This is a genomic window from Ureibacillus galli (assembly GCF_014836845.1).
Taxonomy (GTDB): domain Bacteria; phylum Bacillota; class Bacilli; order Bacillales_A; family Planococcaceae; genus Ureibacillus; species Ureibacillus galli.
In genome coordinates, this window is the sequence record NZ_JACSQA010000020.1 from 13,759 (window position 1) to 40,118 (window position 26,360).

Here is a 26,360-nt window from a genome sequence, read left to right on the forward strand (position 1 = left end):
TGTTCAATTCCCTCATCAAATAGTATTAGAAAGTTAATATGATAGTCGTTCCTACCCCTACTTCAGATTCAATTAATAATTCGTGACCTAATTTTTCACATATTTCCTTTGCTAAATATAAACCCATACCGGTAGATTCACCGGTTTTACGTCCATTTTCCCCTGTGAAAAAGGCTTTTGTAACCCTCGTTAAATCCGATTTTGGAATACCAATTCCTTCATCCTTTACCGTTAACGTTACTTTCGATTCTTGTTTTGTCGCTGACACGATGATTCGTTTATTTTGCTCAAATGTATACTTCACGGCATTTGTAATAAATTGACCTAAAATAAATTTTAACCATTTCGAATCACTAGCAACCGTTAATTCGTCATCAATATGTGTTTCTGGAAAGACCCGATTTGTTATAAATAAACGTTTATTGTCATTTATAGTTGCATTGACGATTTGTTTTAAGTTTACTTGCTCGACTTGCATATCATCCTCAAACTTATCAAGTCTTGCATTCATTAACACCATTTCGAGTCCTCGTCTTAAACGTTCTACTTCCTCTTGGACACTGTTTTTGTCGAGCGGACCTTCTTCTTGCAGTAACAATTCCAATACAGCAATGGGTGTTTTCATTTGATGAATCCACTGATTTAAAAACTTCTCATGTCTTGTTTGAGTGGCATATAAAGCTTGTACTTCATGTTGATACACTCGATATAGTTCTTGTAAAAATTGTTCCGTTTGGATATGTTCAGGTGATTTGGCATTTTTCTGAAGGGCATCTTCCATCGTGAAAGGTAATTGGGTAATTTTTTTCAAATATCTTTGACGGAAAAAATAGCGAACTCCTAAATAAGAAACCGTTAATATTAAACTAATAATAATTGTATAGATGGCCGTATTCACATTTCGAAATCCGTCTAACCAGTAGACTGATAATATAAAAAGAACGATAAATAGCTGAAAAATAATTAATGACCAATTGTCCTTTATAAATAATCTTAACCCCATTACATTTCCTCCGCATTTAACACGAAACGATAGCCAGCACCCCGAACCGTTTCAATAACCGAAAGAACGCCGTAATCAGCTAGTTTTTTTCGAACACGGGTCATATTAACATTCAACGTATTTTCATCGACAAAAGTTTGGTCATCCCATAGTTCTTCCAGTAATTTTTCCCTCGATACGACTTTCGGAGATTGGCCCATGAGTAAATCTAAAATGATACACTCTTTCTTTTGCAATGGAATTTCAATTTCCCTTAAATGTAGTTCCATTCTTTCTAAATAAAGGGTTAACTGACCTAAAAGGACGGTACGTTCTTCTTGTCTAGAAGAATACTCCCCATAAGTTCTTCTTAAATGACTTTTAATTTTCGCTAAAACAATTTCATAATTAAATGGCTTTGTAATAAAATCATCTCCGCCATTTTCTAACGCAAAAATTTGATCCATTTCCCCAGAACGTGCTGAGATAAATATAATGGGACATTTTGTATGTTGTCTTAATTGTCGGCACCAATAATAGCCATCATAGGAAGGTAAATTAATATCTAATAAAATAATGTGAGGAGCAAAAGAATTACATTCCTCTACGATTTCATCAAAATTTTGTACAATCTCTACTTCATATTGATATTTTCTTAATGTATCTGCTAAAAGGGAAGCAATCTTATGATCGTCCTCCACAATGAATATCCTTGTGTTTACCATACTCATTCCTCCGTTATATTTTGGAATGCTTAATTACTTTATTTTATCAAAAAGTCGATAGGTCATAAACCTGGAGCTACTTTTTTTCTATTCGTATCATCTTGAAATATAAAAAAGATGCCCCGTTAGTAGAAATGGAGCACCTTTTTAGTAAAAAGGGAGTATTAATAGATTAAGTTTAAAAATTCTTCTTTTGTGACACCACCGAAATAGTGAGGAATATCAATTGATTCTAAAGCAATGTCAATGCTAGAACGATCATACTTTGTCCCAATTAAACGTTTTTCAATTTCTTCTACATCACCTACACCGAAGAAATCTCCGAAAATTTTAGCCTCTTCAATGATTCCTTTATTTACCTCTAAACGGATATCGATACTGCCTGAAGGGAAACGGTTCGTTTTTTGAATGTTAAAACGAGGTGATTTTCCATAGTTCCATTCCCATGTTTGATAACGTTCTTTTGAAATTTGATGAATTTTTTCCCAATCTTCGTCAGTTAAATTGTAGTATTGAATGTTTTCTTCTCCACCGAAAATCGATTTTAAAATTTCCATTCTAAACTGCTCTACCGTCATCGGTTCTTTTAAATAATCGGAAATATTACCAACTCGAGAACGAACAGACTTAATCCCTTTTGACTCGATTTTATCTTTTTTCACTTTTAGCGCGGAAGCAACCGCATCCACATCTGTATTAAACATTAAAGTTCCATGACTAAACATACGCCCTCTCGTTGAATATTGGGCGTTCCCTGATACTTTACGGCCTTCCGCTAAAATATCATTACGACCGGAAAGTTCGGCATTTACACCAAGTTTCGCAAGGGCATCTACAACAGGCTGTGTGAACTTTTTATAGTTGTGGAAGCTGTTACCATCATCCTTCGTTAAAAAGCTAAAGTTTAAATTGTTCAAATCATGATAAACTGCTCCACCACCGGATAAACGTCTTACAACAATGATTCCATTTTCCTCTACATAGTCAGTATTGATTTCTTCAATCGTGTTTTGATTTTTCCCAATAATAATTGATGGTTGATTGATATAGAACAGTAAATAATCGTCCTTTTCTATATCCATATTTCTTAAAATATATTCTTCTATTGCTAAGTTAATACGGGGGTCTGTAATCCCTTTATTATCGATAAAATACATTGTTTTCACTCCTCTTCAAATACAGTTACTATTTTACACGAAAATTGAAATTATGTGTTGACGAAAACAAACTGTTATAATACAATTAAAAATATCAAATCAGTAATATAACAGATGTCCAAAAGGAGGGGCGGCTCTTGTTAGAAAACGTTGTTGAATTCTTCAAAAATTTACCCGACAAAGTTTGTGTACAATGTGGGGACAAAATGGAAGAACAAAGTGAATGTTACGGCAACACTTGCGATAAATGCAATTCTCTCTAGTCGTCAGTCGGTGTATTATTGATTCAGTATTAACCTTCATCTTAGTAGATGAACCTTTAAGTAAATAGCTTACACGATAAAACCCTCAAAGCTCGCTCAAGCTTTGAGGGTTTTTAATTGATTTCTTAATGATGATTACTTTCTTCATTGGATTCACTATGCTCACCGTGCTCACTATGATCTGTTTCTGTAGATTCTCCTTGATCACTTGGCATTGAGCTATCACTATTATCTTCTTTTACTTTACTCATATCTGGATTACCGACAATAATTTGTTGTTTCGGCATAACGTGCAAGCCCCTCGCAGTTGTATGGGCGTACATATAGTAAACGCCATCATGATCAAAGGTAATTTCCGCTTTATAAACACCGTCTGCTTCTAACTCACCGTCCATCATTTGCCCTTCATCTCGATATCCAGATTCCCACACTTCGAATTCTACAGATTCTGCATCATTTATATTTTCACCATTTTGAGAAACATGGGCAGCTAATTCGATTGGTTCATTCACTGCTACTTTTTCAGGCGTTAATATATCTACAATGACTTCAAGTGATGCTACATCTACTGGCTCTTTATTCGTATCTACTTTTGTGTCATTTGACGAACATCCTACTAATAATACCGTTATTGCTACGAAACTTGCGAACCACTTTTTCATTGTTATTTCCTCCAATCTTAAGATTGAAAACTTTATCGGTTTCGAATTAGTTCATACTGTTATTTACAAAGTAATAAAAGATAATAGCTGCCTTATCTATGAAGATTCGACAGCTATGTTCAAGTTTTAATTTAGATGAGCTGCATTTCAAACAGTTCTTGTAGCACATCTTCAGCAACGGCTTTCCCTTGAGAAACACAATCTGGAACACTAATTCCTTCATAGGAACTCCCTACTAATTTAACATTCGGGAATTCTTTTTCCAATTGCTGTCTCATCGATTCCATACGTTTCTCATGCCCTACTGTATATTGTGGCATTGATTGCTTCCAACGGGAAACAACCGTAAATAATGGCGCTTCCGTTAAACCAATGGCTCTCTCTAAATCTTTCAAAACAGTTTTTTCAATATCGCTATCTGACAATTCAACAATCGCTTCATCACCGACACGACCAATATATACTCGCAACAAGTCGTAACCTTCGGGAGCAACATTTTTCCATTTATGATTACACCAAGTACATGTCGTAATGGCAAAGTCACTATTTCTAGATACAAAAAAGTTCATAGCATCTTGATAGTTTTTAGCTTCTCCTTGTTTAAAGGCCATTGTTACTGTTGCAATAGTGGCATATTGCATAATAGGCGTATGTTCCAACAAACCGTAACTAGTGAAAATATCCTTTGCCACATTAAAAGGTGTCGTCATAATCACTGCATCACATTTAATAGGAGCCATATTATTCGAAAATAATTGAATCGTTCCATCATTTAACTTATCAATTGATTCCACTTTTACTCCTTTTAAAATGGAGTTGGGCGATAATTGAGATTCCAATGATTCAACTAGCGTTTCTAAACCATTTTCAAAAGTTTGATAGGACTCAATATGGTCTTTTTTTAATGCTTCTCCTGATTTTTTCAAACCAAGAATTAAACTACGATGTTTCTTTTCAATCTGATAAAATTGGGGAAACATCGACTTAATACTTAAATGGTCGATGTCTCCCGCAAAAGTTCCTGCAAGTAAAGGTTCTACTAAATTTTCAACAACTTCTTTACCGAAACGACGTCTAAAGAAATCCCCAATTGGTTCATCCTCCACATCTCTTGTTTTAGGTAACAATAAATCCCCTGCAGCACGAATCTTACCAGTTAAAGAAAATAAACTAGAAGTTATGAATGAAGAGACTTCAAGTGATCCGAACATTAAATTGTTCGGGATTGGATATAAACTGCTACCGACTGCCACATAGGTATGACCATTGTTATTCTCCATCATCTTTTGTTCAATTCCTAAATCTTCCGCTAAATTACGAACACTATTGTTATAGTCTAAAAAAGATTCAGGACCCCGTTCGATAACAAATCCGTCTTTTCTTAAAGTTTGGATTTTACCACCTAAACGTAAAGATGATTCGATTAACACGACCTCAATCGGCAAATTGTTCAATTGTGCTTTTCTTTGTAAATAGAATGCTGCCGTTAAGCCGGTAATTCCACCACCTATAACAGCAACTTTTCGCATACTTAAAGTCACCTTCATCATCACTCTCTAAAATTAATTAGCCAATTTATTATAAATAGCATCCACCATTGCATCAATAAATAAAGGATGCGTGTTTGGCATTGGCGGACGACGGTAGTTCGCTCCTAGTTCTTCACAAACCACTTTACATTCATAATCGTTATCATAAAGAACTTCTAAATGTTCTGTTACAAACCCTACAGGAATGTAGACGAATGAACGGAACCCTTTTTCTTCATAAAGTTCGCGTGTTAAATCTTGTACATCCGGTCCAAGCCAAGGCTCAGGTGTTTGACCAGCAGATTGCCAGCCTACCTCCACATTTTTCACACCTGTTGCTTGTTGGATTAAACGAGCTGTTTCAATTAATTGGTCTTCATAAGGATCGCCAGCTTCTTTAATTTTTTCAGGCAATGAATGATTTGAAACGATTAAACATGCTGTTTCACGTTCTTCTTCGTCCATTTCAGCAAATGCATGATTCACTGCTTCCTTCCAATATTCAATAAACTTCGGCTCGTTGTACCAAGCTTCTACAGAAGTTAATTTCATCGAGCTACCTAGTTTTTCAATCGCTTCTTTCGCTCTACCGTTGTAAGATTTGATAGAGAATGTTGAGAAGTGTGGTGCTAATACAATTGAAACTGCTTCTTCAATCCCATCTTTCACCATTGCTTCAACTGCATCTTCAATAAATGGTTCAATATGTTTTAAACCAATATAAAATTTATATTCCACTTCATCTTGCACTTCATTTAAACGTGCTTCAAGAGCTTGTGCTTGTTTTTTCGTCATTTCTGCAAGGGGCGAAATCCCACCAATTGCTTTATAACGACTTTTTAAATCTTCTAAATGCTCCTCAGAAGGTTTACGTCCATGACGAATATGTGTGTAATATCTTTCAATATCTTCTTCCTTATATGGTGTTCCATATGCCATTACTAATAACCCGCGTACTGGTTTCAATTTTTTCACCTCATAAAATTTTACTTAATGCTGTCATTTATTATTTGAAAAAAACTTCGATAAAATAAAATTTCTCCCTGAATAAATTAACCTTATTGACCTAATTGACTTACTCTTTCACGACTGTATTCATGAATGAAGGTTGTAAGGCGTTTTAATACATCAGGATTTACTTCTGGGAATACACCATGACCTAGGTTAAAGATGTGGCCAGGTACTTCAAGTCCTTGATCGATAATATCTTTTGTTCGTTGTTCAATTACAGACCAATCTGCTAACAACAATGAAGGATCAAGGTTACCTTGCACAGCTTTCTGTACGCCTAACTCACGGGCTTTTCGAATTGGCATACGCCAATCTAAGCCAACAACATCAATCGGAAGATCATTCCATTCATTAATTAAATGGCTAGCACCTACTCCGAATTGAATTAATGGGACATTCTCTTTTCGTAATTCAGCAAAAATACGTGTCATAACTGGTTTAATGAAAACTCGGTAGTCTTCAACATTTAAAGCACCAACCCAAGAATCAAATACTTGAATCGCTTTTGCACCAGCTTCAATTTGAGCTGTAATGTCACTAATAATCATGTCGCCTAATTTGTCCATTAAAGCAAACCATGCTTTCGGCTCCGAAACCATAAATGATTTTGTTTTATTGTAATTACGAGAAGGACCGCCTTCAATCATATAACTTGCTAAAGTGAAAGGTGCACCTGCAAAGCCTATTAATGGTACATTTAATTGTTCTTCCGTTAACAATTTAATTGTTTCTAATACGAAGGGTGTATGTTCTTTTGCATTGAACTGTCCTAGTTTCTCAACATCCGCTACAGTACGAATTGGATTTGAGATGACTGGTCCAACACCCGCTTTAATTTTCACATCCACACCGATACCTGGAAGAGGTGTTACAATGTCTTTATAAAGGATTGCTGCATCTACATTGTAGTTTTCAACAGGTAATCTTGTGACATAAGCACATAATTCCGGTTGATGAGTAATTTCTTCTAATGAATACTTTTCCTTAATTTTTCGGTATTCTGGTTGAGAACGGCCAGCTTGACGCATATACCATACTGGTGTGTACTCTGTACGTTCACCTCTAGCAGCCCGCAATAATGTATCATTAATCGCTTTCATTTTTGTACCTTCCCCTCAATTTAATTCGCCTTGATTGCTACTCCTTTTTCTATCAAAGCCACTCTCTATTCCGTATAGGAAACTCTATAAAGAATAAAGTAAAAAAGCAAAACTACCTTATGGTCATTTCACTTGTCGTCTATTTTTAAACGTACCGATGATAAACACATTACCGTTTCCGTTAAATATGTTACGAGGTCGTGAGAAAGACGATAGGTTCCTCTTTGTTCATCTGTTACATTTTCCATTAGAAAAGGTAAAATTTTGCTGACAAAGAAATATATTAGTTCATTGATATCCGTTTTCAAATATATACTTTTACCATCATATTGTATAGTTTTATCGACTAAATGTCATAAAATTGTTCTTTAACGAAAGGTTTTTATCATGAATTATTTTTGACAAACGTTCCGTCTTTTGCTTTGATGATAACAATAGGAAATGAAGAAAGGAGTTTGGTTACGTATGTATATCTATTTAACATCTGGAACTGCGGAATATATGGAGAAGTTAATGAAAAAATATCGTTCAAAGGAACAAATGATTGTTTTACATGGTTCTGGAACATCTGTCTTACTCCATGAAACAGAGGGAAAAACGCTTTTTGCTACACCTCGGAAGTATGAAGTGTTAGATCGTGTAAACGAACTTGAGCAACGAGGTTATTTTGTTTTCAATCATATTCCGGTGTCTGATGAGGGGAGACCGATATTTGAAAAACGGTTTTTAGACCGTTCTAAAACGATTGAAAAGGAGCCAGGGTTTATTGCTTTCCGATTATTACGACCTTTAGCTTCTGATACGTATATTGTACTTACCCAATGGACTGGTCCAAACTCCTTTGAAACGTGGAAAAATTCCCAATCCTTTAAAGAAGCCCATAGCAAGCCAAATGGCACAACACCAGGTGTAAAAAAACAAAATATATTTAACGCTGCCAGTTACCTAACGACTTACTCTGGCAAATTAATGGAAAGTGAACAATAAAAAATAGAGGGGTGTCAATGGACACCCCTCCTTTACTATACTTCGACATTTATTCCCCGATTATCCTTTAATGCTTTAGAATAGACACCCTTTGCAACGGCTAGATCATAATAAGCAGCCCCAACGGATTTAAAGAATGTCACATCCTTTTCGTTTTCTCTTCCTATTAAATGGCCGCTTACTAAAGACTCTAATTCCCCATACAGTTGTTCAAAGGACCAAATCCCTTTATTATTCGCATTGATTAGTTCTCCAGCTTCATCCTTTGCACCATGTAAATCATCTACCACAATTTTAGAAGCGGATGCAATGGTAGTTTGATCAATTTCATGCATATGTGGTAAATAAGAACCAACTCCATTCACATGGGTACCAGGTTTTAAATAGTGTCCGTTAAAGACGGGTGTTGTCGATTTTGTAGCACAACAAATAATGTCAGCTTTACTAACCGCCACATTGACATCCTCTTCCACCTTAATGGTGGCTGAAACTCCAAAATCCTTTAACGTTTGTAAGAATAATAGAGCCCGTTCCTTCGTTCGATTTACTAAAAGTATTTCTCGAATATTCCGAACCGCTAATACCCCAAGTACTTGCTCAAATGCCATTCCACCCGTTCCGATAACTGTTAACACTTCTGAAGTTTCCTTTGAAAGGCAGTCAGTTGCTAGGGCAGTCATTGCGCCTGTCCGTAATCTCGTTAAATAAGAGGCATTAATTAAAGCTAAATGCTCACCGGTCTCCGTACTCGTTAAAACGATGACTCCTTGGGTTGTGGGCAACCCTTTTTCAGGATTATTTGGAAAAATCGTCACGACTTTTACTGCCGCCACTTTATTTTCCAAATCCGCGCTTGGCATATAAAGAGAGGAAGCATTACTTTCTGAAAACTCCAGTACCGTTCGATGGGGAGATTGAACTTTATTTTGACCTTTTGCAATCAACGTTTCTCGAACATCTTGTATGGCATCTTCCATCTTATAAAAACTTTTAATTTCTTCTTCATTTAATACGTTCAATCGTAACATCTCCGTTATTTTTATTTATTAATGTACAGCAGTCTTTTCCCGTTCTTTTCCTTCAGTTTTACCTTCATTATTTACAGTTTCAAATTCATCTAACTCTTTATTACTCTTTTCTCTTACTGAGAATACGGCAAATAAAGAAATAACAGCGGTCAATATAATGTAAAGGGCAACAGGAACATAGGAATTATCAAATTGAACTAATAAAGCAGTTGCTACTAGCGGCGCTGTTCCACCAGCAACGGCAGCGCCAATTTGGTATCCTAATGAAACTCCTGTATATCGTACTTTCGCGTCGAAAATCTCAGAAAACATTGTACCTAATACAGCAGTAATCGGCGCCCAAATAATACCTAGTCCGATAATTGTTGCAATCAATAGCGTTGCAAAGGTACGTTGTTCTAGTAACCAGAAATATGGGAATGCGTATAAAATCATTCCAATCGTACCCCATATATACACTTTTTTACGGCCAATCTTGTCAGATAAACTCCCCATTACTGGCATTAACAGCGTAGTAATAATTGTAGCGATCATAACTGCAACTAAAACTTGCGTATTGGTAAAACCTAAATTACTTGTTCCATAGGACACGATAAATGTGGCAAAAATATAGAATGGAGCTGTTTCAACAACTTTTCCACCAATGGCGATTAGTACTTCTTTCCAATGGTATTTAAAAATATCAACAATCGGTAATTTTGGAATCTCCCCTGACTCTTGTACCTTTTTAAAGGAAGGTGTCTCATCAAGCCCTTTACGGATCCATAGACCAAAAATAACTAAAACTGCACTTGCAATAAATGGAATACGCCAACCCCAAGAAATAAAGGCATCTTGGGAAACAACCGAAGTGATGAATGTTAATGCACCTGAACCTAAAAACATCCCGATTGTAACACCCATTTGTGGGAAGGCACCAAATAGTCCCCTTTTATCCTTTGGTGCATATTCAACTGCTAGTAGCAATGAACCGCCCCATTCACCACCAATCCCGATTCCTTGAACTAACCGAAGGGTAATTAATAGAATCGGAGCGGCTACACCAATTGCTTGATATGTTGGTAATAGCCCCATTAATACCGTTGCAACGCCCATTATCGTTAACGTTACAACAAGGGTTTTTTTCCGTCCTATCCGGTCACCGATATGACTAAAAATAACACCGCCTAATGGGCGTATAAAGAAGGCTAAAGCTAACGAAGCGTATGATAACAATAGACCGACTGTTGGATCATCGGCGACAAAAAACACTTGATTAAATACTAATGCGGCAACTGTGCCATATAGAAAATAATCAAACCATTCAATCGAACTTCCTACTAAACTCGCAATCCATACTTTCACCATTTGATTTTTGCTCACAATATTTCCTCCTTAGGTTTTATTTATGTCACTAAAAATCGAAGAAAGAAAGCAAAGTATGTACAAAAATTTAAGTGACACTTAAATTATTTCAAATCAAATATTACACATTTTAGAATTTTCAGTCAATATATTTTTTTAGGTTTGAGTTACCTAGTTTAGTAGCGTATAATTTTTTTATGGAAATATCAGGAGGGGTGTTAGACATGACGATAGGTGAACGACTCCGCAAAATAAGAAAAAAGAAGAAAATGACATTAAAAACGCTATCAGAACTTACGGGGGTTTCCATTAGTTTCTTATCTCAAGTAGAACGAAACAAATGTAATGTAACATTAGAATCATTGAGGAAAATTAGTGATGCCCTTTATGTTAATCCAAGTATATTTTTTTCCGGTACAAATCATGATAGCCCAGAAGTGAAAAGTTTCCCCTTTTATTACGAGGATCTTTCGAATAATATTAAAAACCCATCTTTTCACCCGATACTTGTTACATTAAAGCCGAGGGAAAAGGAAATTAAAGAACTTACCCATTATGGCCATGAATTCATCTACGTTTTATCTGGTACATTAACATTATCCCTTGAAGGAAATATGATTGAACTAAAAGAAAACGACTCCATTATGTTAGAATCCACAAGAAACCACAATTGGTGGAATAATAGTGAACACGAAGTTCGGTTTCTATTAGTTTCTACTAATTAATAATAAAAAGGAGTACTTAAGTAATTAAACTTCAGTACTCCTTTATTTTTGTTTAATTATCCTCAGAAGGATCCTTTGTCATCATAAAAGTAACTTCACTTATCACTATCAAAATAATCGCTAATACAAAAAACAAAGGTTGTCCAACGGCACAAAGGGTAACAATAATGGCTTGAATGACCATGAAAAGACGCAACACTTTTTGCACTGCTTGTTTTCGTTGACTTTTTACAACTGGATATAGCCGATCCATTCTAAAATCTCCTGAAGATAATAGGGCGTATTTTAACTGAATCGTCGTTGCAAAGGAAAGGGCCGCAACAACAATCCATGTAACAATTGGAATATTCACTAACAAGACGACAATACTAGAAATCGCCGTCAATCGAACCCATAAATAAAAATGATCATCCGTTCGGATAAATGTTCGATAGACTAAATAATTTTGGGTACTCTTTTGACTATAAGGAACAATTGAATAGACGAAATTCAACCAACTTCTTCGGCGAATCGAACCTCGTAAATGAGGGACGTCTGTAAAATAGTTCGCAAAGCGATAAAAGCCCATCATGCGGTTTTGTTCTAATTTGACAAAATGTTCGTAAGGGATTGGTTGTTCCTTTACTCGTCTAACTAATGCCCAGTCGTATATTAAAAGTAAAACGATAAAAAGAATAACAAAGGAAAAACGTGCAGTTAAGATTGATTGCACCGTTAAAATCGAAAGAACGGCACGAGTTATTTTATCAACGCCAATGTTATGTCCTCTATTAGCGTATCGATAATGAAATTCAATTTGCACATTCAAATATTTTAAAAGAATAATAATTATTAATACAGTCCAAATTTGGGCAGAAGATAATTCGGTCACTGTATTTAATAAAGGGATCGCCACAATATACACAATGGATACTAGTCCAATTTGAGACCAAAAAGTCCATGTTAGCGCCTTTTTAAAATAGAGGGACATTTTAGATTCTAACGGTAACAAATAAACTTGATCCGGTTCACGTAACAATGTAACAGGTCGACTGAATGCCAAAATGAAGCCGATAATAAGCGCTATGATCCATTCTGCTGGGAAAGAAGCGTTGACGACTTTTAACCATTCACTATATTGATATCCGACAGCGCCGATTACAAACACTAACACAATTGCTAAATGTCCTGTGAATACAAAACGCATATATTTTTGCACTTCATTCATATAGTGGGTAAATCGCTTAGACCAGACCTCGTTCAAATTATTCATGGTCTTGCTCCTTTGTCATAGCGATATATAAATCATCTAATGTAGCATTCGGCATATTAAAGGCTTTTCGTAAATCATTCATCGTCCCTTGCGCTCGAACTCGACCTTCATGTAATAAAATAATTCGGTCACAATGCTTTTCAGCTGTTGATAAGATGTGGGTAGACATTAAAATGGAAGCACCATCTTTTTTCTTGTCATCCATCTGATCTAATAACGATTGAATTCCTAGTGGATCCAAACCAACGAATGGTTCATCAATAATATATAATGGTGGATTTACTAAAAATGCACACATAATCATTACTTTTTGACGCATCCCCTTTGAAAAATGGGACGGAAACCAATTTAAACGTCTTTCCATTCGGAATTCTTTTAATAAATCTTCTGAGCGCGATTTTAATGTATGTTGGTCAATGCCATAAGCCATTGCTGTTAATTCTAAATGTTCTTTTAAAGTTAATTCATCATATAACACAGGGGTTTCGGGTATATATGAAAAAGAAGAGCGATATTTTTCCATATCCTCATTCAGCGTGACACCATTTAAACGAATTTCCCCATTTTGTGGTAAAAGTGTACCGATAATATGTTTAATCGTTGTACTCTTTCCTGCTCCATTCAAACCAATTAAACCAACTAGCTCACCCTGACCAATTGAAAAAGTTAAATCTTTAATTACTGGTTTTCTTGTATACCCACCGGTTACTTCAGTTAGTTGTAACAATGTCATTTTTTTACGTCACTCCTATTCTTTCTACAGTTTAACAAAAAATGCGAATTGAATCAGTTGTCATATGTTAAAATATTAGAAAAACACGAATATTGCTAATCAAAGCTGTATACGATGTCTTTGAAAAATTGAGCATATCACCAATTAGGCTGGCATGTCTCACTACTTTACTTGAAAGGGTGTTTATTTTGAACGATTGTATTTTTTGTAAAATCATTGACGGTACCATTCCAAGTACAAAAGTTTACGAAGATGAAAACGTCTATGCATTTATGGATGTTTCACCTTTAACAAAGGGACATACTTTATTAATTCCAAAACAACATGTCCAAGATTTATTTGAAATGCCAGAAGAAGTTGCATCTAAACTCTATTCCGTTGCACCTAAAATTGCTAATGCGATTAAAGATGCTTTTCATCCACAAGGAATGAACACGATTAACAACAACGGTGCTTTTGCAGGACAATCTGTGTTCCATTACCATTTACACTTTATTCCTCGTTATGATGAAACAGATGGTTTAAAAGTTAAGTGGGAAACAAAACAAAACGAGTTTACTTCTGATGTTTTACAAACAATCGCATCTCAAATAAAAGAAAACTTAAACGACTAAGATTGTATCCTTTTACAATTATATGAAATTCGTTGAATTGTATTCTATTATATGAGGTTGCAAAATATTTATTAAGCGATTAAAATCAATGTAAGTTTCGCTAACGGCAACGAGTGCACGTTAGGAAATGAGAGCATAGAAAAGTAGAGGAGAGTTTTGTAAATGAATACAAAAAATTTAGTTTTAATGGCACTTTTAGTTGGTATAGGTGCTGCGCTTTATCTTATAATCCCTGGTTACGGTGAAGGGATGAAACCAGATTTTATGTTAACAATGATGTTTATTGGGATTTTATTATTCCCTACCTTTAAGGAGACATTTTTGTTATCTATTGCAACAGCTATTTTATCTGGTCTATTTTCCACATTCCCGGGCGGCTTTGTTCCAAATATTATTGATAAAGTCGTAACAGGTATTATTTTCTTTATTATTGTCGTAGCTTTACGTAAAGTAGCACAAAAAATTGCAGTAGGAACAGTATTAGTTTGTCTTGGAACATTACTTTCTGGAACTGTTTTCCTATCTATGGCATTAATGTTAGTAGGATTACCTGGCGGGCAAGCATTCGGTGCTTTATTTGTCCTCGTAGTTTTACCAGCTGTACTATTAAATGCTATTGCGTTTATCATTATCTATCCAATTATTACGAACCTATTAAAACGTGCAAAATTCAACACATCGATATCCCAAGCTTAAATTAAAAGTAGACAAAGTACATTCGCTTTGTCTACTTTTTTTCTAGACTAGCCTCCTCTCTACTTCTTTTTTAAAACGCATTTCATGGTTTAATATGGTTAAGAGAGGGAAACTTTTATATATAGAAGAAAATAATAAACTATCGATTACCCTATAGGAGTGATAAGTATGCGTGCGAAACCATTTTTAATCGGACTATCAACAGGAATTATCGGAGGGCTAACTGCCATTATTTTTACAACACCCCAATCGGGAGATCAACTTCGCTCAAATGTTGCCCGAAATTTAAAGATTGCTAAAACAAGGTTAACTGAAATTCAACACCATTCCAGTTCAGTAAAAGAGTCCTTTAAATCATTAAAAAATGAAGCGAAAAATAATATCCCGAATATAATGAATGACTTAAAAGGTTCCATTTCCAATTTTAAACAAGAAATTGCACCGGATACTGCGAAATTAAAAGAAGAAATAGAAGGATTGCAGAAATCTATTACCGAAATCGAGAATAATTTATCAGAAATCAATAACAAACAGAATAATGAATAAAAAATTAATTACTCATTTATACCTATTTTATGGATATTAAATGGGTAATTTTTAATTATTCTATCGTAAATTTTAATATTTTTCAGGCAAAATTCAATTATTTAATTTTTCTAACTTTAAACTTTTTTCTTTTACTGCTATAATATTTTCATAATGTTAAGGAAAGAAGAAAGTAGGTGTTCGCTTTGTCTGATGATTCATACACAATGAAAGAAGCAATGCTTTATAGTCAAAGAATTGCTCAATTGTCAAAAGCATTATGGAAAGCTGTAGAGAAAGACTGGCAACAATGGATTAAGCCCTATGATTTAAACATCAATGAACATCACATTTTATGGATTGCCTTTCATCTAAAAGGTGCGTCTATTTCTGATGTTGCGAGATTCGGAGTAATGCATGTTTCAACTGCTTTTAACTTCTCTAAAAAATTAGAAGAAAGGGGCTTATTGAAGTTCTCTAAGCGGGATGATGACAAACGTAATACTTATGTCGAACTGACACCTAAAGGCGAGGATCTAATTTTACTTATGTACGATCATTATTACGATACACATCATTCAATCCTTGAAGGATCTCTAGCATTAAAAGAATTGTATGGTAGATTTCCAGAATTTCTTGATGTTATGGCCGTTATCCGTAACATTTATGGGGAAGATTTTATTGAAATTTTTGAACGTTCATTTAAAAACTTCCGCTCTTCAATCGTTGAAGATGAAGACAAATTGATATTAAAAAGATAAAATGACACATCAAAAACCCGTTTATTAAAAGTATGAATACGCAATAGAATGTCAAGGATGATTATGAGTGTAGCGATACACTCTTTTCTTTTTCTTTAAAACACCACATTCTCTACTATTTCAAAAAATGGTGTAGCGTTACGGCCGTTTTTCCATTACAATATTTTCACTATAAAATTTAAATGGGGTCATTTATCTTGCATTGTTGGAAAACAATTAACATAAAAAAAGAATATGGGTCAACTTGGATATCGATTATGGTAACATCATTGTTTATATTGGTTTTCTCCTTTTCCTATTTAGTATTTAATCGTATACACCCGACGTTATACCGAGACGATTATTTTGGGGTTTTTGTTGTGATTTTACTTTTACTCTATCCGTTACATAAGCTGATCCATTATTACTCACTTTTTAATTATCGAGTCTTTGTTAAATTCCGAATGCGTATCGAATACAAGTTTATTCCAATCATTCGTATGCGTATTAAAACCATTATTTCAAAAAAGCGATATATTTTTACGTTATTAGCTCCATTTATTATAATAAATACAATACTTATTATACTTGCTGTTACTTTTCCCCATCATACTCACTTCATTTGTATATTACTGGGGTATCATACTAGCATTTGTTTTGTGGATCTTTTATATGTAAAAAATTTAATCGTTGCGCCTAAAGATGCTGTTATTGAAGAAACACCAAAGGGTTGTGAAATTTTAGTAAGAACACTTTAGTGGTATATTTACTTGTATTACATTGACATTTTTTGTATCCTTAAAGGAAGTGAAAGAGGGGAGGAATAGACTTGCTACTTTTCATTGTAGTGCTATTCTCAGTGTTTTATTTATTTCAAATAAATCGCATGACATATGCACTTGTCATGTTAAAAGAAATTCCAGAAGAAAAGCATGAAAAAATATTCCGTACCATAAATGTACTCGTTACCATTTTATTAGTTTCTTTTTATGTTGAAGTATACGTTTCAATGTAAAAAGATAAGAACAAATTTAAATGGGTTAATAAAGGTTGTCATTGAAGGGTCTAAGAAGTTGAGTTGGTACGGATAAATAGATAAGAGAGCTAATGATAAACATTAGCTCCCGCAGTTTCGTTACGTATGTTGTTTAAATTAGTAAATGAACGCAGCACCTACAATGATTAATAAAATGAACAACACAACTAATAACGCGAAACCACTTCCATATCCGCCACTATAGCTTCCCATCACGACACCCCCTTTCAAAGTCTATATTATGCATGCACGTTCGTGGCATATAGGCAAATAAACATGCAACCATTTTGTTTTTAATCCGTTTATGTTATAGTTACTATTGATTTCAATCGAAGGTTAGGAGAGTAAATAACTTATGAAAAAACCGTTTTTAGCACTAACACTAGCTACTTCCGTTTTCGCCCTATCAGCATGTAACTCTGGTGATGAGGTAGTTGTTTCAACAACTTATGGAGATATTTCGAAAGATGAATTTTATGATGATATTAAAAAACTTGCTGGTAATGCCTTATTAGAGCAAGTTGTAATTGAACAAATTTTAGAAAGCAAATACAAAGTGACAGATAAAGAAGTAGATGAGCAATTCAAATCCGTTAAAGAACAATATGGTGATTCTTTTGAATCTGTATTATCTTCTAACGGCTTAACTGAAGAAGCATTCAAAGATAATGTTCGTTTCTCTCTTTTACAAGAAAAAGCTCTTGCAGAAGATGTAACAGATGAACAAATCGAAGAATACTACAATCAAGGAAAATACGAATTAAATGCACGTCACATTTTAGTTGCTGACGAAGAAACAGCCCGCGCTGTTATCGAAAAGTTAAACGCTGGTGAAGACTTTGCTGCATTAGCTAAAGAATACTCAACAGACGGTTCTGCTTCTAGCGGTGGAGAACTTGGATGGTTTACTGTTGGATCAATGGTAGATGAATTCAACGATGCTGCTTATGCGCTAGAAATAAATGAAATTAGTGAACCAGTTCAAACACAATTTGGTTTCCATATTATCCAAGTAACGGACAAGCGTGAAGTAAAAGATTACGGTACATTGGAAGAAAAAGAAGATGAAATTAGAAAAACTCTTGCACAAAAAGGCGACTGGCAAACAAAAGTTGTTGAATTAGTGAAAGAAGCTAAAGTCGATATTAAAGATAAAGACTTAAAAGCAGCTTTAGACCACTACACAGAAACGGAAGACAAAGCGTCTGACGAAAAAGCAACTGAAGACAAAGCTGATGATAAAGCAACTGAAGAAGAAAAATCAGATAAATAATTAAATTCTTTTAAAAACGTAGTATTTGAAAAAATACTACGTTTTTTTCGGTTATCATTTGAACCGGCCACTTTTCCCTTCTATAAATTAAAAAAGCAGTGACCTTTTTTAAAGGCAACTGCTCTATAACTTGAACTTTTTAATGATAATTTTTTCTGTAAAGTTCCATTCAAATTACTCGAAGGTTGGTTTGTAAAAAGAACGATTATCCAATGGGAATAGTCTTTCCGTAAATTCACCCGGTTTTGTTTTTGATAATGCTCGTGTTAACATGTTCATCTTTGCATCTATATTATCAATGTAATGGAGAATCTCTGCTTCTTGAACCATTGGCTTTTTAGGGCTTCCCCATTCCTCTTTACCGTGATGGGATAACACAATATGTTTTAAAATAACAATTTCTTCCCCATCAATGCCTAATTCTTTAGCTGCTTGGCCAATTTCATCCACCATAATAGAAATATGACCTAATAAGTTTCCTTCCACTGTATAAGCTGTAGCAATAGGACCCGTTAGTTCTTTTACTTTCCCAATATCGTGTAATATAATTCCTGAATAAATTAAATCACGATTTAAAGTCGGATAAAGGTCACAAATTGCTTTCCCAAGTCGAAGCATGGACACGACATGATCAATTAATCCAGAAGCATAATCATGATGATTTTTCGATGCGGCTGGATAAACCGATAGTTCGGTTTGGTATTTTTTTATAATGTATCTAGTAATTCGAGAGATATTAGGGTTTTTAATTTCAAAGAAAAATTGGGTTAATTCTTCAAAAAGTTCCTCTTTCGGTGTTGATGCAGATGGGAGTAAATCATTTATTTGAATTCCTTCATCTGCTCTCGCAACCCGTATTTGCTTAATCCGAAGCTGATTTTTCCCACGATAATCGTGTATCTCCCCACCAATATGTACAATGACTTCAGGACGATACATGTTTTCATGCTCTTCGTTTGTATCCCATAATTTCGCTTCAATGTCCCCACTCTTATCTTGTAAGATGAGTGTCATGAAAGGTTTGCCTACTGTTGTAACTCCTTTTGTCGCTTGTTTAATTAATAAAAATTGATTCACTGATTCCCCCGCTTGGAGTTGGGTAATTCCTTTCATATTGAAAACACTCCTTTTTCTCTTTATTCCGTATGAAACTCTTATATTACTATTGTAACATGGGAAACTAATAGATACGATTTAATTTCCAAACAACATTCGATTAACCAAATTTTCGATATTTTCAATGAATTAATCCGTTTTATTATGTATAATGTATTATATCTTCTAGTTTGTAAAAAGGTGGGGATACAATGGAGAATTATCGTTTTACAGCATTTGAAAAAACAGGGGAAATTCTATTTGATGAAGTTTGGACATTCGAAAATGAAGAAGTGGCCAAAGTAAATGGACAAAAACAAATTGAAGTACACGGTGTAGAAAATAAAACACACCGCCTCGTTAACTCGAAAGGCAAACTAATTTTATTCCATATTTAAGTGAGTAAAAACGATTAGGCGTCTCCATTAAGGAGACGCCTTTCGATTATTTCCCTTTAAATTGTTGTGGTCTTTTTTCAATAAAAGCTTTAATGCCTTCTAAATGGTCTTCTGTTTTACGCATACGCACTTGCCCATCTGCTTCTAATTGTAAAATAGAAGTTAGTTCAGATAGCTTTTGTGTATGTAAAATCGACTTTGTTTCTAACATCGCTAAAATCGGAGAAGATAAAATCTTGCCAACTAATTGATCGACAAAAGATTCCGATTCCCCTTCTTCTACTTTATAATCAATTAAGCCTAAATCTAGCGCCTCTTGTGGATCCATCACATTTCCAGCCCAAATGAGTTGTTTTGCCTTCGTTGTACCTACCCGTTCTTTCATAAAGAAGTGGCCGCCACCATCAGGAATTAGCCCAATACCGATAAAATTCATAGCTAGTTTACTATTATCTTCGGCAACAATAATGTCACATCCTAAAGCTAAGCTGAAGCCTAATCCTGCAGCTGCGCCATGGATTTGTGCAATTGTAATCATTGGCAACTGATATAGTGCTAATACCATTCTCGAGATATAATCCATGATGTTTCCAAAGTCATTTGGAGCTCCAGACGTCAACATCATTTTAATATCCCCACCAGCTGAAAAAATCTTTCCTTCACCTTTTATTACTAAAATTTGAACTTCAGGATTATCTTTCAGAAACTCGAGACAATCGGCAAGTTCCTTCATCATTTGAAAATCCATTGCATTTGCCACATTCGGTCTGTTAAAGGTTAATGTTGCACGACGATCTGCGATTTCTACTTTTATTGTTTCATAAGCCATTAAACCATCCCCTAATTTTTACATTTTATACATAACTATTCAATGAATGTCATCAAATATCCTTTATTTACTTAAATATTTCCCAACTTGTCTCCCAGTAAACAAGCAGCCCCCAACAAAGGTTCCTTCTAGAGCTCTATAACCGTGGACACCTCCACCACCAAAACCGCTTACCTCACCAGCTGCATATAATCCTTTTACGATTTCGCCTGCATCATTTAAAACTTGACCGTTTAAATTTGTTTGTAGACCCCCTAATGTTTTCCTGGTTAACAAATTTAATCGTACAGCGATCAAAGGACCGTTTTGTGGATCGAGTAACTTATGAGGTTTTGCTACCCGTATTAATTTATCCCCGACGTAATTTCTTGCACTACGAATCGCCATCACTTGTAAGTCTTTCGTAAATTTATTATCCATTTCCCTATCTCTTGCTAAAATTTGATCTTTAATTTTTATGAAATCAAGTAAGTTATTTCCAGCTAGTTGATTCATTCCTTCCACTAAATCTTTTAAACTTCTTTCCACAATGAAATCTTCCCCATATTCTTTAAAAGATTTAATAGGGGTTGGAGGACCAGGCAATACACGCTTTAATAACTGTAAGATACTTTTGTTCGTTAAATCAGGATTTTGCTCTGAACCTGAAAGGGCAAATTCCTTTTCAATTATTTTTTCTGTTAAAATGAACCAAGAATAATCGTACCCCGTTTTTTGTATTGCCTCTAACGTACTTAAAGTATCAAATCCAGGAAAATTTGGAGCCATAAATCGATTTCCTAGCGCATCAAACCACATGGCAGAAGGTCCTGGCAAAATTCTTATTCCATGATTGTTCCATATCGGATTCCAGTTCTTTAAACCTTCTGTATAATGCCACATCCGATCCTTATTGACGATACGAGCTCCAGCATCTTCTGAGATTTTTAACATACGCCCATCCACAAAAGCGGGCACCCCTGCAATCATTTGCTTTGGCGGATTACCTAATCTTTTCGGCCAATTTTGTCGTACGAGTTCCATATTAGCTCCGATTCCACCACTGGCAACAATGACTGACTCTGCATAATATTCAAAATCTCCAATTGCTATTCTCGAACTTTCCTGTCCTCGCTCAATTTGACTTTCTTCTAATACTTTTCCACTAACCCCTATGACTTCCCCGTTTTTGGTTATTAGTTCATCTACTCGATGACGAGGTTTATAATCGATTTTTCCTACCTTTTCGGCTTGCTTAACTTTCTTTACAAAGGGCTCCACAATTCCTGGTCCCGTTCCCCATACGATATGAAATCGAGGGACAGAATTGCCATGTCCACCAGCTAACGCCCCACCTCGCTCCGCCCACCCGACGATAGGGAAAAATTTAATACCGATTGATTTTAGCCATTCATACTTTTCTTCAGCAGCAAACTCTACATATGCTTGTGCCCATTGATAACTCCATAAATCTTCATCTTCCAACCGATCAAAACCAGCAGTACCAAGCCAATCTTGCCATGCTAATTCTTTACTATCCTTAATACCTAATCTTCTTTGTTCAGGAGAATCAATTAAAAATAATCCTCCAAAAGACCAGAAAGCTTGGCCGCCGATAGAGTTTGCTGGTTCTTGATCGACAATTAATACTTTTTTGTTCCCATCAATTAATTCACAAGCTGCTGTTAATCCAGCGAGCCCAGCCCCAACAATGATGACGTCGTATTTCACACTTCCACCCCTTTTTGAAATGTATAATGTTATCTTTCTTGAACATTCTTTTTATTTCCTCTTTTCATTGAAGAATAAATTAACTTACTTGCCTGATTTTCTTTAAAAGACGAAAAATCTCGAAAACTTCAATTTAGTTAATTTAATCGAATAAAATCAACCTAATATTCTGATACTTCTACCATTTTCCCAATGTTAATAGCGTATAAGGATGGATATAAATACGAACATTATATAAAATAAACTAGATAATATTCGTATATAATAGGTATTATTATCTTATAACGAAATTTTTTTTGAAAACATGTTGACAAAACTGAACAATAGGGATTATGATGTTAACAATTAAATCAACGAAAAATATTAGGACGGAGACATACTCTTTCCTCGAAAACTTAAGAGAGCTGATGGTTGGTGAAAATCAGTGTTTTCTATGATTGAAGTTCCACTCCCGAATAGATTAGCGGAAATACAAGTATGCTAATCCGTAATCGTGCACGTTACGCATTTGCTTAAAGGTTGTCTGAGTCTATTTCAGCAACGAAAAAGGGTGGTACCGCGTAAGAATGTTAATTTAGCCTTTCGCCCCTTACTTAATTGTAGGGAGCAAAAGGCTTTTTATATTTTTTAGAAGCTTTCCCTTCTAAATTATCAAAATCTTTAAAAAAAACATATTTAAAGGAGCGTATTATTCAAATGGTAACAAAAACTGCTACGACAACAGATGAAATTAATGTATTTATTGCTGATCCCCTAAGTGAAGATGGTATTTTCCCCCTTCGCCAGGAAACCGAATTAAACTTAAATGTAATCGTCGATACAGGTCTCACACCACAACAATTAATTTCTAAACTAGCTGACGTCCATGTTCTTTTAGTACGTAGCCAAACAAAAGTCACACGGGAAATTATCGAAGCAGCAAAATCCTTAAAATTAATCGGACGTGCTGGTGTAGGTGTTGATAATATCGACTTGGCAGCAGCAACAGAACACGGAATTATCGTCGTTAATGCACCAGATGGGAATACGAATTCTGCAGCTGAACATACAATCGCGATGATGACTTCCCTAGCTCGTCATATTCCCCAAGCCTACAACTCTTTAAAAAATGGAATTTGGGATCGTAAATCTTACGTTGGCGTTGAGCTTAAAAACAAAACGTTAGGTGTCCTTGGTTTCGGGCGTATCGGTACAGAGGTAGCTTACCGCGCAAAAGGTCAACGAATGAACGTTATTGCTTATGACCCATTTTTAACAGAAGAGCGAGCAAAAGAACTAGGCGTAACAAAAGGAACAGTAGATGAAGTCGTTCAAGCTGCTGACTTTATTTCAGTTCATACACCGCTTCTACCGGAGACTCGTAACTTATTAAATAAAGAAAAATTCGCTATCATGAAAGACGGCGTTCGAATTATTAACTGTGCCCGTGGTGGAATTATTAACGAAGACGATTTATACGATGCAATCGTCGAAGGAAAAGTTGCCGGTGCAGCCCTTGACGTATTCGTTGAAGAGCCAGCGACAGATCACAAATTATTGAATTTACCACAAGTCATTGCTACTCCTCACTTAGGTGCTTCCACAATAGAAGCGCAAGAATCAGTAGCCGTGGACGTTTCAAATGATATTATTAAATTCTTTAAAACAGGTACGGTTACAAATCCTGTGAATATGCCTTCGATTCCAAAAGAGTTATTGGCACAAGTAGAACCGTTCTTTGAATTAGCTGAGAAATTGGGTTCTTTCTTATCTCAAGTGACGACTGAAGCCATTAAAGAAGTGAATATTTCTTATGCTGGTGAAGTAGCAAATTACGATGTCCGTCCATTAACATCTAATGGATTAAAAGGATTGCTCCAAAAAAATCATGGTGACCACGTAAACGATGTAAATGCCCGTTATTTATCTGAACGAATTGGGATTAAAATTAATGAGCATAAAACGACTACTGCGAAAGGTTTTACGAATCTAATCACAGTAGAAGTTAAAACAGAGCATGAAGTACACTCAGTAGCAGGAACATTATTAAACGGCCTTGGGGCTCGTATCGTAAAAGTAGAAAATTATGTTGTAGATGTTATTCCTGAAGGTCGCCTACTTTATATTAAAAATACAGATAAACCAGGTGCAATTGGTCGTGTTGCCACAAAATTAGCTGAAAAAAATATTAACATCGCCACAATGCAAGTTGGTCGAGATCAAATTGGCGGCACTGCTGTCATGATGTTGACAATTGATAACGATGTAACCGAATTCGATTTACAATACGTAGCTCAACTTGAAAATATAGATGAAGTTAAAGCAATTACTTTATAATACTTATATAAAAAGCCGCGCAAAGAAAAAATTGCGCGGCTTTTTTCTTAATTTAATACTTGATAAAGTACATAAAACCATTATTTATGAGCAATATAAAAGTATTGTATTTCTGGAAAAAGAGAAAGGGGCAACCATCATTGTCGGAACAATTATCATTAGATCCAATTTCTCTAAAGAAAGAAACAATTAGTGGAAATTTACAAAGTACTATGGAGATTTTCAATTCCTTTTACTCGATTCCTATCAATAGTGATGTCAAAGTTCGAAACCTTCTTATTGGCGGATTAAATAAAAAGGCTTCTATCATCTATATAAGTACCATTACAGATTCCCAAGTCATTGAAAATCAAGTTATAAAAAACCTACTATTAAATAGTGATGATTCGAAGGAAGTTCAAGATATTCTATCAACGAAAACAATTAAAAATGTAGAAATAATTGGGGATATATTAAAAGAAATAAATAAAGGAAATGTTGCAATTCTCGTTGATGGACATTCAATTGCTTATATTATCGATGCAAGCAAATTTCAAGGAAGATCTATAGAAAAAGCAGAAAATGAAGTATCCCTTAAAGGACCAAAGGAAGCATTTAATGAACAAGCAGTGGCGAACATTTCATTAATTCGGAAGAAGATTAAAAATGAAAGTCTCATTGTTGAAATAACCCCAGTTTCCGTAAGAGCCAATAATGAATTATATATTCTTTACATGAAGGATTTAGTAAATGACGAATTACTTCAATCAGTGAAAGAAAGAGTCAATTCACTAGATGTAGCATCTATACAAAACCTCTCTTTATTAGAACAATTTATTGAAGACCGGGAAAAATCCATTTTTCCAACTATTTTAAATACGGAAAAACCAGATCGGGCAGTTGCCTATTTAGAAGATGGTTTTATCATTTTACTAATGGATAATTCACCGACATCTTTAGTATTACCCGCGACTTTTTGGTCTTTTTTTCATCTTTCCGAAGATAATTATTTACGTATACTATTTGCAAACTTTATAAGATCATTACGGATTTTAGCCTTATTTATCACTTTATTTGCATCTGCCACTTATATTTCCATCACAAATTATCATGTGGAAATGATTCCAACAGATTTACTTTTAGCAATCTCAGCAACTAGAGAAATTGTACCATTCCCATCGGTCATTGAAATATTGTTAATGGAAATCGCCTTCGAACTTATTAGGGAAGCTGGTTTAAGAGTGCCAAGCCCGATTGGTCCAACCATTGGCATTGTTGGAGCTTTAATATTAGGACAAGCGGCTGTACAAGCGAATATTGTCAGTCCACTTGTAGTCATTATCGTTGCCCTTGGCGGCTTATCCTCCTTTGCAATTGGTGATATTAATATGAATTTCACCATTCGATTATTAAGATTTCTATTTATTATCTCAGGGGCACTTTTCGGATTTTATGGGATGGCAGCAGTATTTACTGTCATTTTATTTTATATGCTATCCATCAAGACTTTTGGGGTTCCATATTTATCTCCGATGACACCAAAATATGTTTCCTCAAAGGATACTGTGTTCCGGAAATTATTACAAAATCAAATATTTAGACCCGGTTATTTAAAACCGAAAGATATGGATAAAAAAGCAGGAGAATAGCG

28 protein-coding genes and 1 other annotated feature are annotated in these 26,360 nt (G+C 35.0%); of the genes, 13 read left to right on the forward strand and 15 right to left on the reverse strand.

From position 1 onward, the window contains the following. Window positions 1-25 precede the first annotated feature (25 nt). The 3 genes from H9636_RS12770 to H9636_RS12780 all read right to left on the reverse strand — a co-directional run bounded on the left by H9636_RS12770 (window position 26) and on the right by H9636_RS12780 (window position 2,864). Window positions 26-1,003 (reverse strand): sensor histidine kinase, encoded by a 978-nt coding sequence (locus H9636_RS12770; RefSeq protein WP_191707949.1) that lies wholly within the window; start codon window positions 1,001-1,003, stop codon window positions 26-28. After that, on the reverse strand, window positions 1,003-1,707 hold the full coding sequence (locus tag H9636_RS12775) for a response regulator transcription factor (RefSeq protein ID WP_191707950.1): 705 nt from the start codon (window positions 1,705-1,707) through the stop codon (window positions 1,003-1,005). Before H9636_RS12775 ends, H9636_RS12770 begins: the two co-directional genes overlap by 1 nt. A 164-nt stretch (window positions 1,708-1,871) precedes the next feature. After that, window positions 1,872-2,864: a lipoate--protein ligase gene (locus H9636_RS12780; RefSeq protein ID WP_191707951.1), complete on the reverse strand. Its 993-nt coding sequence runs from the start codon at window positions 2,862-2,864 to the stop codon at window positions 1,872-1,874. Between the two features lie 137 nt (window positions 2,865-3,001). Here H9636_RS12780 and yhfH point away from each other — a divergent pair, with 137 nt between their 5' ends. Then, complete coding sequence (gene yhfH / locus H9636_RS12785) at window positions 3,002-3,127, forward strand: protein YhfH (RefSeq protein WP_122970854.1); 126 nt, start codon at window positions 3,002-3,004, stop codon at window positions 3,125-3,127. A 125-nt stretch (window positions 3,128-3,252) separates the two neighbouring features. Here yhfH and H9636_RS12790 read toward each other — a convergent pair whose 3' ends face one another. The 4 genes from H9636_RS12790 to hemE all read right to left on the reverse strand — a co-directional run bounded on the left by H9636_RS12790 (window position 3,253) and on the right by hemE (window position 7,429). Next, window positions 3,253-3,789, reverse strand: coding sequence for a FixH family protein (locus H9636_RS12790; protein ID WP_191707952.1), 537 nt, complete (start codon window positions 3,787-3,789; stop codon window positions 3,253-3,255). 131 nt (window positions 3,790-3,920) lie between these two features. After that, the gene (gene hemY / locus H9636_RS12795; RefSeq protein WP_225230214.1) at window positions 3,921-5,318 is read right to left on the reverse strand and encodes a protoporphyrinogen oxidase; all 1,398 of its coding nucleotides are present in this window, start codon (window positions 5,316-5,318) and stop codon (window positions 3,921-3,923) included. Between the two features lie 33 nt (window positions 5,319-5,351). Further along, a complete protein-coding gene (hemH, locus tag H9636_RS12800) occupies window positions 5,352-6,284 on the reverse strand; it encodes a ferrochelatase (RefSeq protein WP_191707954.1) in 933 nt (310 codons plus the stop codon). Between the two features lie 92 nt (window positions 6,285-6,376). After that, entirely contained in the window at window positions 6,377-7,429 is a 1,053-nt protein-coding gene (gene hemE / locus H9636_RS12805) for a uroporphyrinogen decarboxylase (protein WP_191707955.1), read from the reverse strand. 465 nt (window positions 7,430-7,894) lie between these two features. On the opposite strand from hemE, the gene H9636_RS12810 reads away from it, so the two are divergent. Next, on the forward strand, window positions 7,895-8,416 hold the full coding sequence (locus H9636_RS12810; protein ID WP_191707956.1) for an antibiotic biosynthesis monooxygenase family protein: 522 nt from the start codon (window positions 7,895-7,897) through the stop codon (window positions 8,414-8,416). Window positions 8,417-8,451: 35 nt separating this feature from the next. On the opposite strand, the gene H9636_RS12815 is transcribed toward H9636_RS12810, so the two are convergent. Then, window positions 8,452-9,435 (reverse strand): ornithine cyclodeaminase family protein, encoded by a 984-nt coding sequence (locus H9636_RS12815; RefSeq protein WP_191707957.1) that lies wholly within the window; start codon window positions 9,433-9,435, stop codon window positions 8,452-8,454. 27 nt (window positions 9,436-9,462) lie between these two features. After that, window positions 9,463-10,791, reverse strand: coding sequence for an MFS transporter (locus H9636_RS12820; RefSeq protein WP_191708012.1), 1,329 nt, complete (start codon window positions 10,789-10,791; stop codon window positions 9,463-9,465). Window positions 10,792-11,012: 221 nt separating this feature from the next. On the opposite strand from H9636_RS12820, the gene H9636_RS12825 reads away from it, so the two are divergent. Then, on the forward strand, window positions 11,013-11,513 hold the full coding sequence (locus H9636_RS12825) for a helix-turn-helix domain-containing protein (RefSeq protein WP_191707958.1): 501 nt from the start codon (window positions 11,013-11,015) through the stop codon (window positions 11,511-11,513). 52 nt (window positions 11,514-11,565) lie between these two features. On the opposite strand, the gene H9636_RS12830 is transcribed toward H9636_RS12825, so the two are convergent. Continuing rightward, complete coding sequence (locus H9636_RS12830; RefSeq protein WP_191707959.1) at window positions 11,566-12,765, reverse strand: ABC transporter permease; 1,200 nt, start codon at window positions 12,763-12,765, stop codon at window positions 11,566-11,568. Next, window positions 12,758-13,498 (reverse strand): ABC transporter ATP-binding protein, encoded by a 741-nt coding sequence (locus tag H9636_RS12835; protein WP_191707960.1) that lies wholly within the window; start codon window positions 13,496-13,498, stop codon window positions 12,758-12,760. The genes H9636_RS12830 and H9636_RS12835 overlap by 8 nt, the downstream gene beginning before the upstream one ends. A gap of 188 nt (window positions 13,499-13,686) precedes the next feature. Between H9636_RS12835 and H9636_RS12840 the strand changes: the two genes are divergently transcribed. The 6 genes from H9636_RS12840 to H9636_RS12865 all read left to right on the forward strand — a co-directional run bounded on the left by H9636_RS12840 (window position 13,687) and on the right by H9636_RS12865 (window position 17,088). Further along, entirely contained in the window at window positions 13,687-14,112 is a 426-nt protein-coding gene (locus H9636_RS12840; RefSeq protein WP_122970864.1) for an HIT family protein, read from the forward strand. 162 nt (window positions 14,113-14,274) lie between these two features. Continuing rightward, window positions 14,275-14,808 (forward strand): tryptophan transporter, encoded by a 534-nt coding sequence (locus tag H9636_RS12845; protein ID WP_191707961.1) that lies wholly within the window; start codon window positions 14,275-14,277, stop codon window positions 14,806-14,808. A 168-nt stretch (window positions 14,809-14,976) separates the two neighbouring features. Then, window positions 14,977-15,354 carry a YtxH domain-containing protein gene (locus H9636_RS12850; RefSeq protein ID WP_191707962.1) on the forward strand — a complete coding sequence of 126 codons (378 nt, stop codon included), beginning with the start codon at window positions 14,977-14,979 and terminating at the stop codon, window positions 15,352-15,354. 185 nt (window positions 15,355-15,539) lie between these two features. After that, window positions 15,540-16,094: an HTH-type transcriptional regulator Hpr gene (locus tag H9636_RS12855; protein ID WP_263604252.1), complete on the forward strand. Its 555-nt coding sequence runs from the start codon at window positions 15,540-15,542 to the stop codon at window positions 16,092-16,094. 197 nt (window positions 16,095-16,291) lie between these two features. Next, complete coding sequence (locus H9636_RS12860; protein WP_191707963.1) at window positions 16,292-16,831, forward strand: DUF3267 domain-containing protein; 540 nt, start codon at window positions 16,292-16,294, stop codon at window positions 16,829-16,831. Window positions 16,832-16,902: 71 nt separating this feature from the next. Beyond that, the gene (locus tag H9636_RS12865; protein WP_191707964.1) at window positions 16,903-17,088 is read left to right on the forward strand and encodes a hypothetical protein; all 186 of its coding nucleotides are present in this window, start codon (window positions 16,903-16,905) and stop codon (window positions 17,086-17,088) included. A 138-nt stretch (window positions 17,089-17,226) separates the two neighbouring features. Here H9636_RS12865 and H9636_RS12870 read toward each other — a convergent pair whose 3' ends face one another. Continuing rightward, the gene (locus H9636_RS12870; RefSeq protein WP_191707965.1) at window positions 17,227-17,322 is read right to left on the reverse strand and encodes a YjcZ family sporulation protein; all 96 of its coding nucleotides are present in this window, start codon (window positions 17,320-17,322) and stop codon (window positions 17,227-17,229) included. Between the two features lie 142 nt (window positions 17,323-17,464). Here H9636_RS12870 and H9636_RS12875 point away from each other — a divergent pair, with 142 nt between their 5' ends. Continuing rightward, on the forward strand, window positions 17,465-18,382 hold the full coding sequence (locus H9636_RS12875) for a peptidylprolyl isomerase (protein WP_191707966.1): 918 nt from the start codon (window positions 17,465-17,467) through the stop codon (window positions 18,380-18,382). A gap of 174 nt (window positions 18,383-18,556) precedes the next feature. Here H9636_RS12875 and yhaM read toward each other — a convergent pair whose 3' ends face one another. After that, window positions 18,557-19,495, reverse strand: a complete 939-nt coding sequence (gene yhaM / locus H9636_RS12880) for a 3'-5' exoribonuclease YhaM (RefSeq protein WP_191707968.1) — start codon at window positions 19,493-19,495, stop codon at window positions 18,557-18,559. 194 nt (window positions 19,496-19,689) lie between these two features. Between yhaM and H9636_RS12885 the strand changes: the two genes are divergently transcribed. Then, window positions 19,690-19,875 (forward strand): YhzD family protein, encoded by a 186-nt coding sequence (locus tag H9636_RS12885; RefSeq protein WP_191707969.1) that lies wholly within the window; start codon window positions 19,690-19,692, stop codon window positions 19,873-19,875. A gap of 46 nt (window positions 19,876-19,921) precedes the next feature. Here the strand turns inward: H9636_RS12885 and H9636_RS12890 are convergent, their stop codons facing one another. Next, window positions 19,922-20,704, reverse strand: a complete 783-nt coding sequence (locus H9636_RS12890) for an enoyl-CoA hydratase (RefSeq protein ID WP_191707971.1) — start codon at window positions 20,702-20,704, stop codon at window positions 19,922-19,924. A 63-nt stretch (window positions 20,705-20,767) separates the two neighbouring features. After that, window positions 20,768-22,414 carry an FAD-binding dehydrogenase gene (locus H9636_RS12895; RefSeq protein ID WP_191707972.1) on the reverse strand — a complete coding sequence of 549 codons (1,647 nt, stop codon included), beginning with the start codon at window positions 22,412-22,414 and terminating at the stop codon, window positions 20,768-20,770. A 356-nt stretch (window positions 22,415-22,770) separates the two neighbouring features. Further along, window positions 22,771-23,007 (forward strand) — a binding site (T-box leader). A 103-nt stretch (window positions 23,008-23,110) separates the two neighbouring features. Between H9636_RS12895 and serA the strand changes: the two genes are divergently transcribed. Further along, window positions 23,111-24,730 (forward strand): phosphoglycerate dehydrogenase, encoded by a 1,620-nt coding sequence (serA, locus tag H9636_RS12900; RefSeq protein WP_191707973.1) that lies wholly within the window; start codon window positions 23,111-23,113, stop codon window positions 24,728-24,730. Between the two features lie 140 nt (window positions 24,731-24,870). Then, entirely contained in the window at window positions 24,871-26,358 is a 1,488-nt protein-coding gene (locus tag H9636_RS12905; RefSeq protein ID WP_225230215.1) for a spore germination protein, read from the forward strand. The last annotated feature ends 2 nt before the right edge of the window (window positions 26,359-26,360 follow it).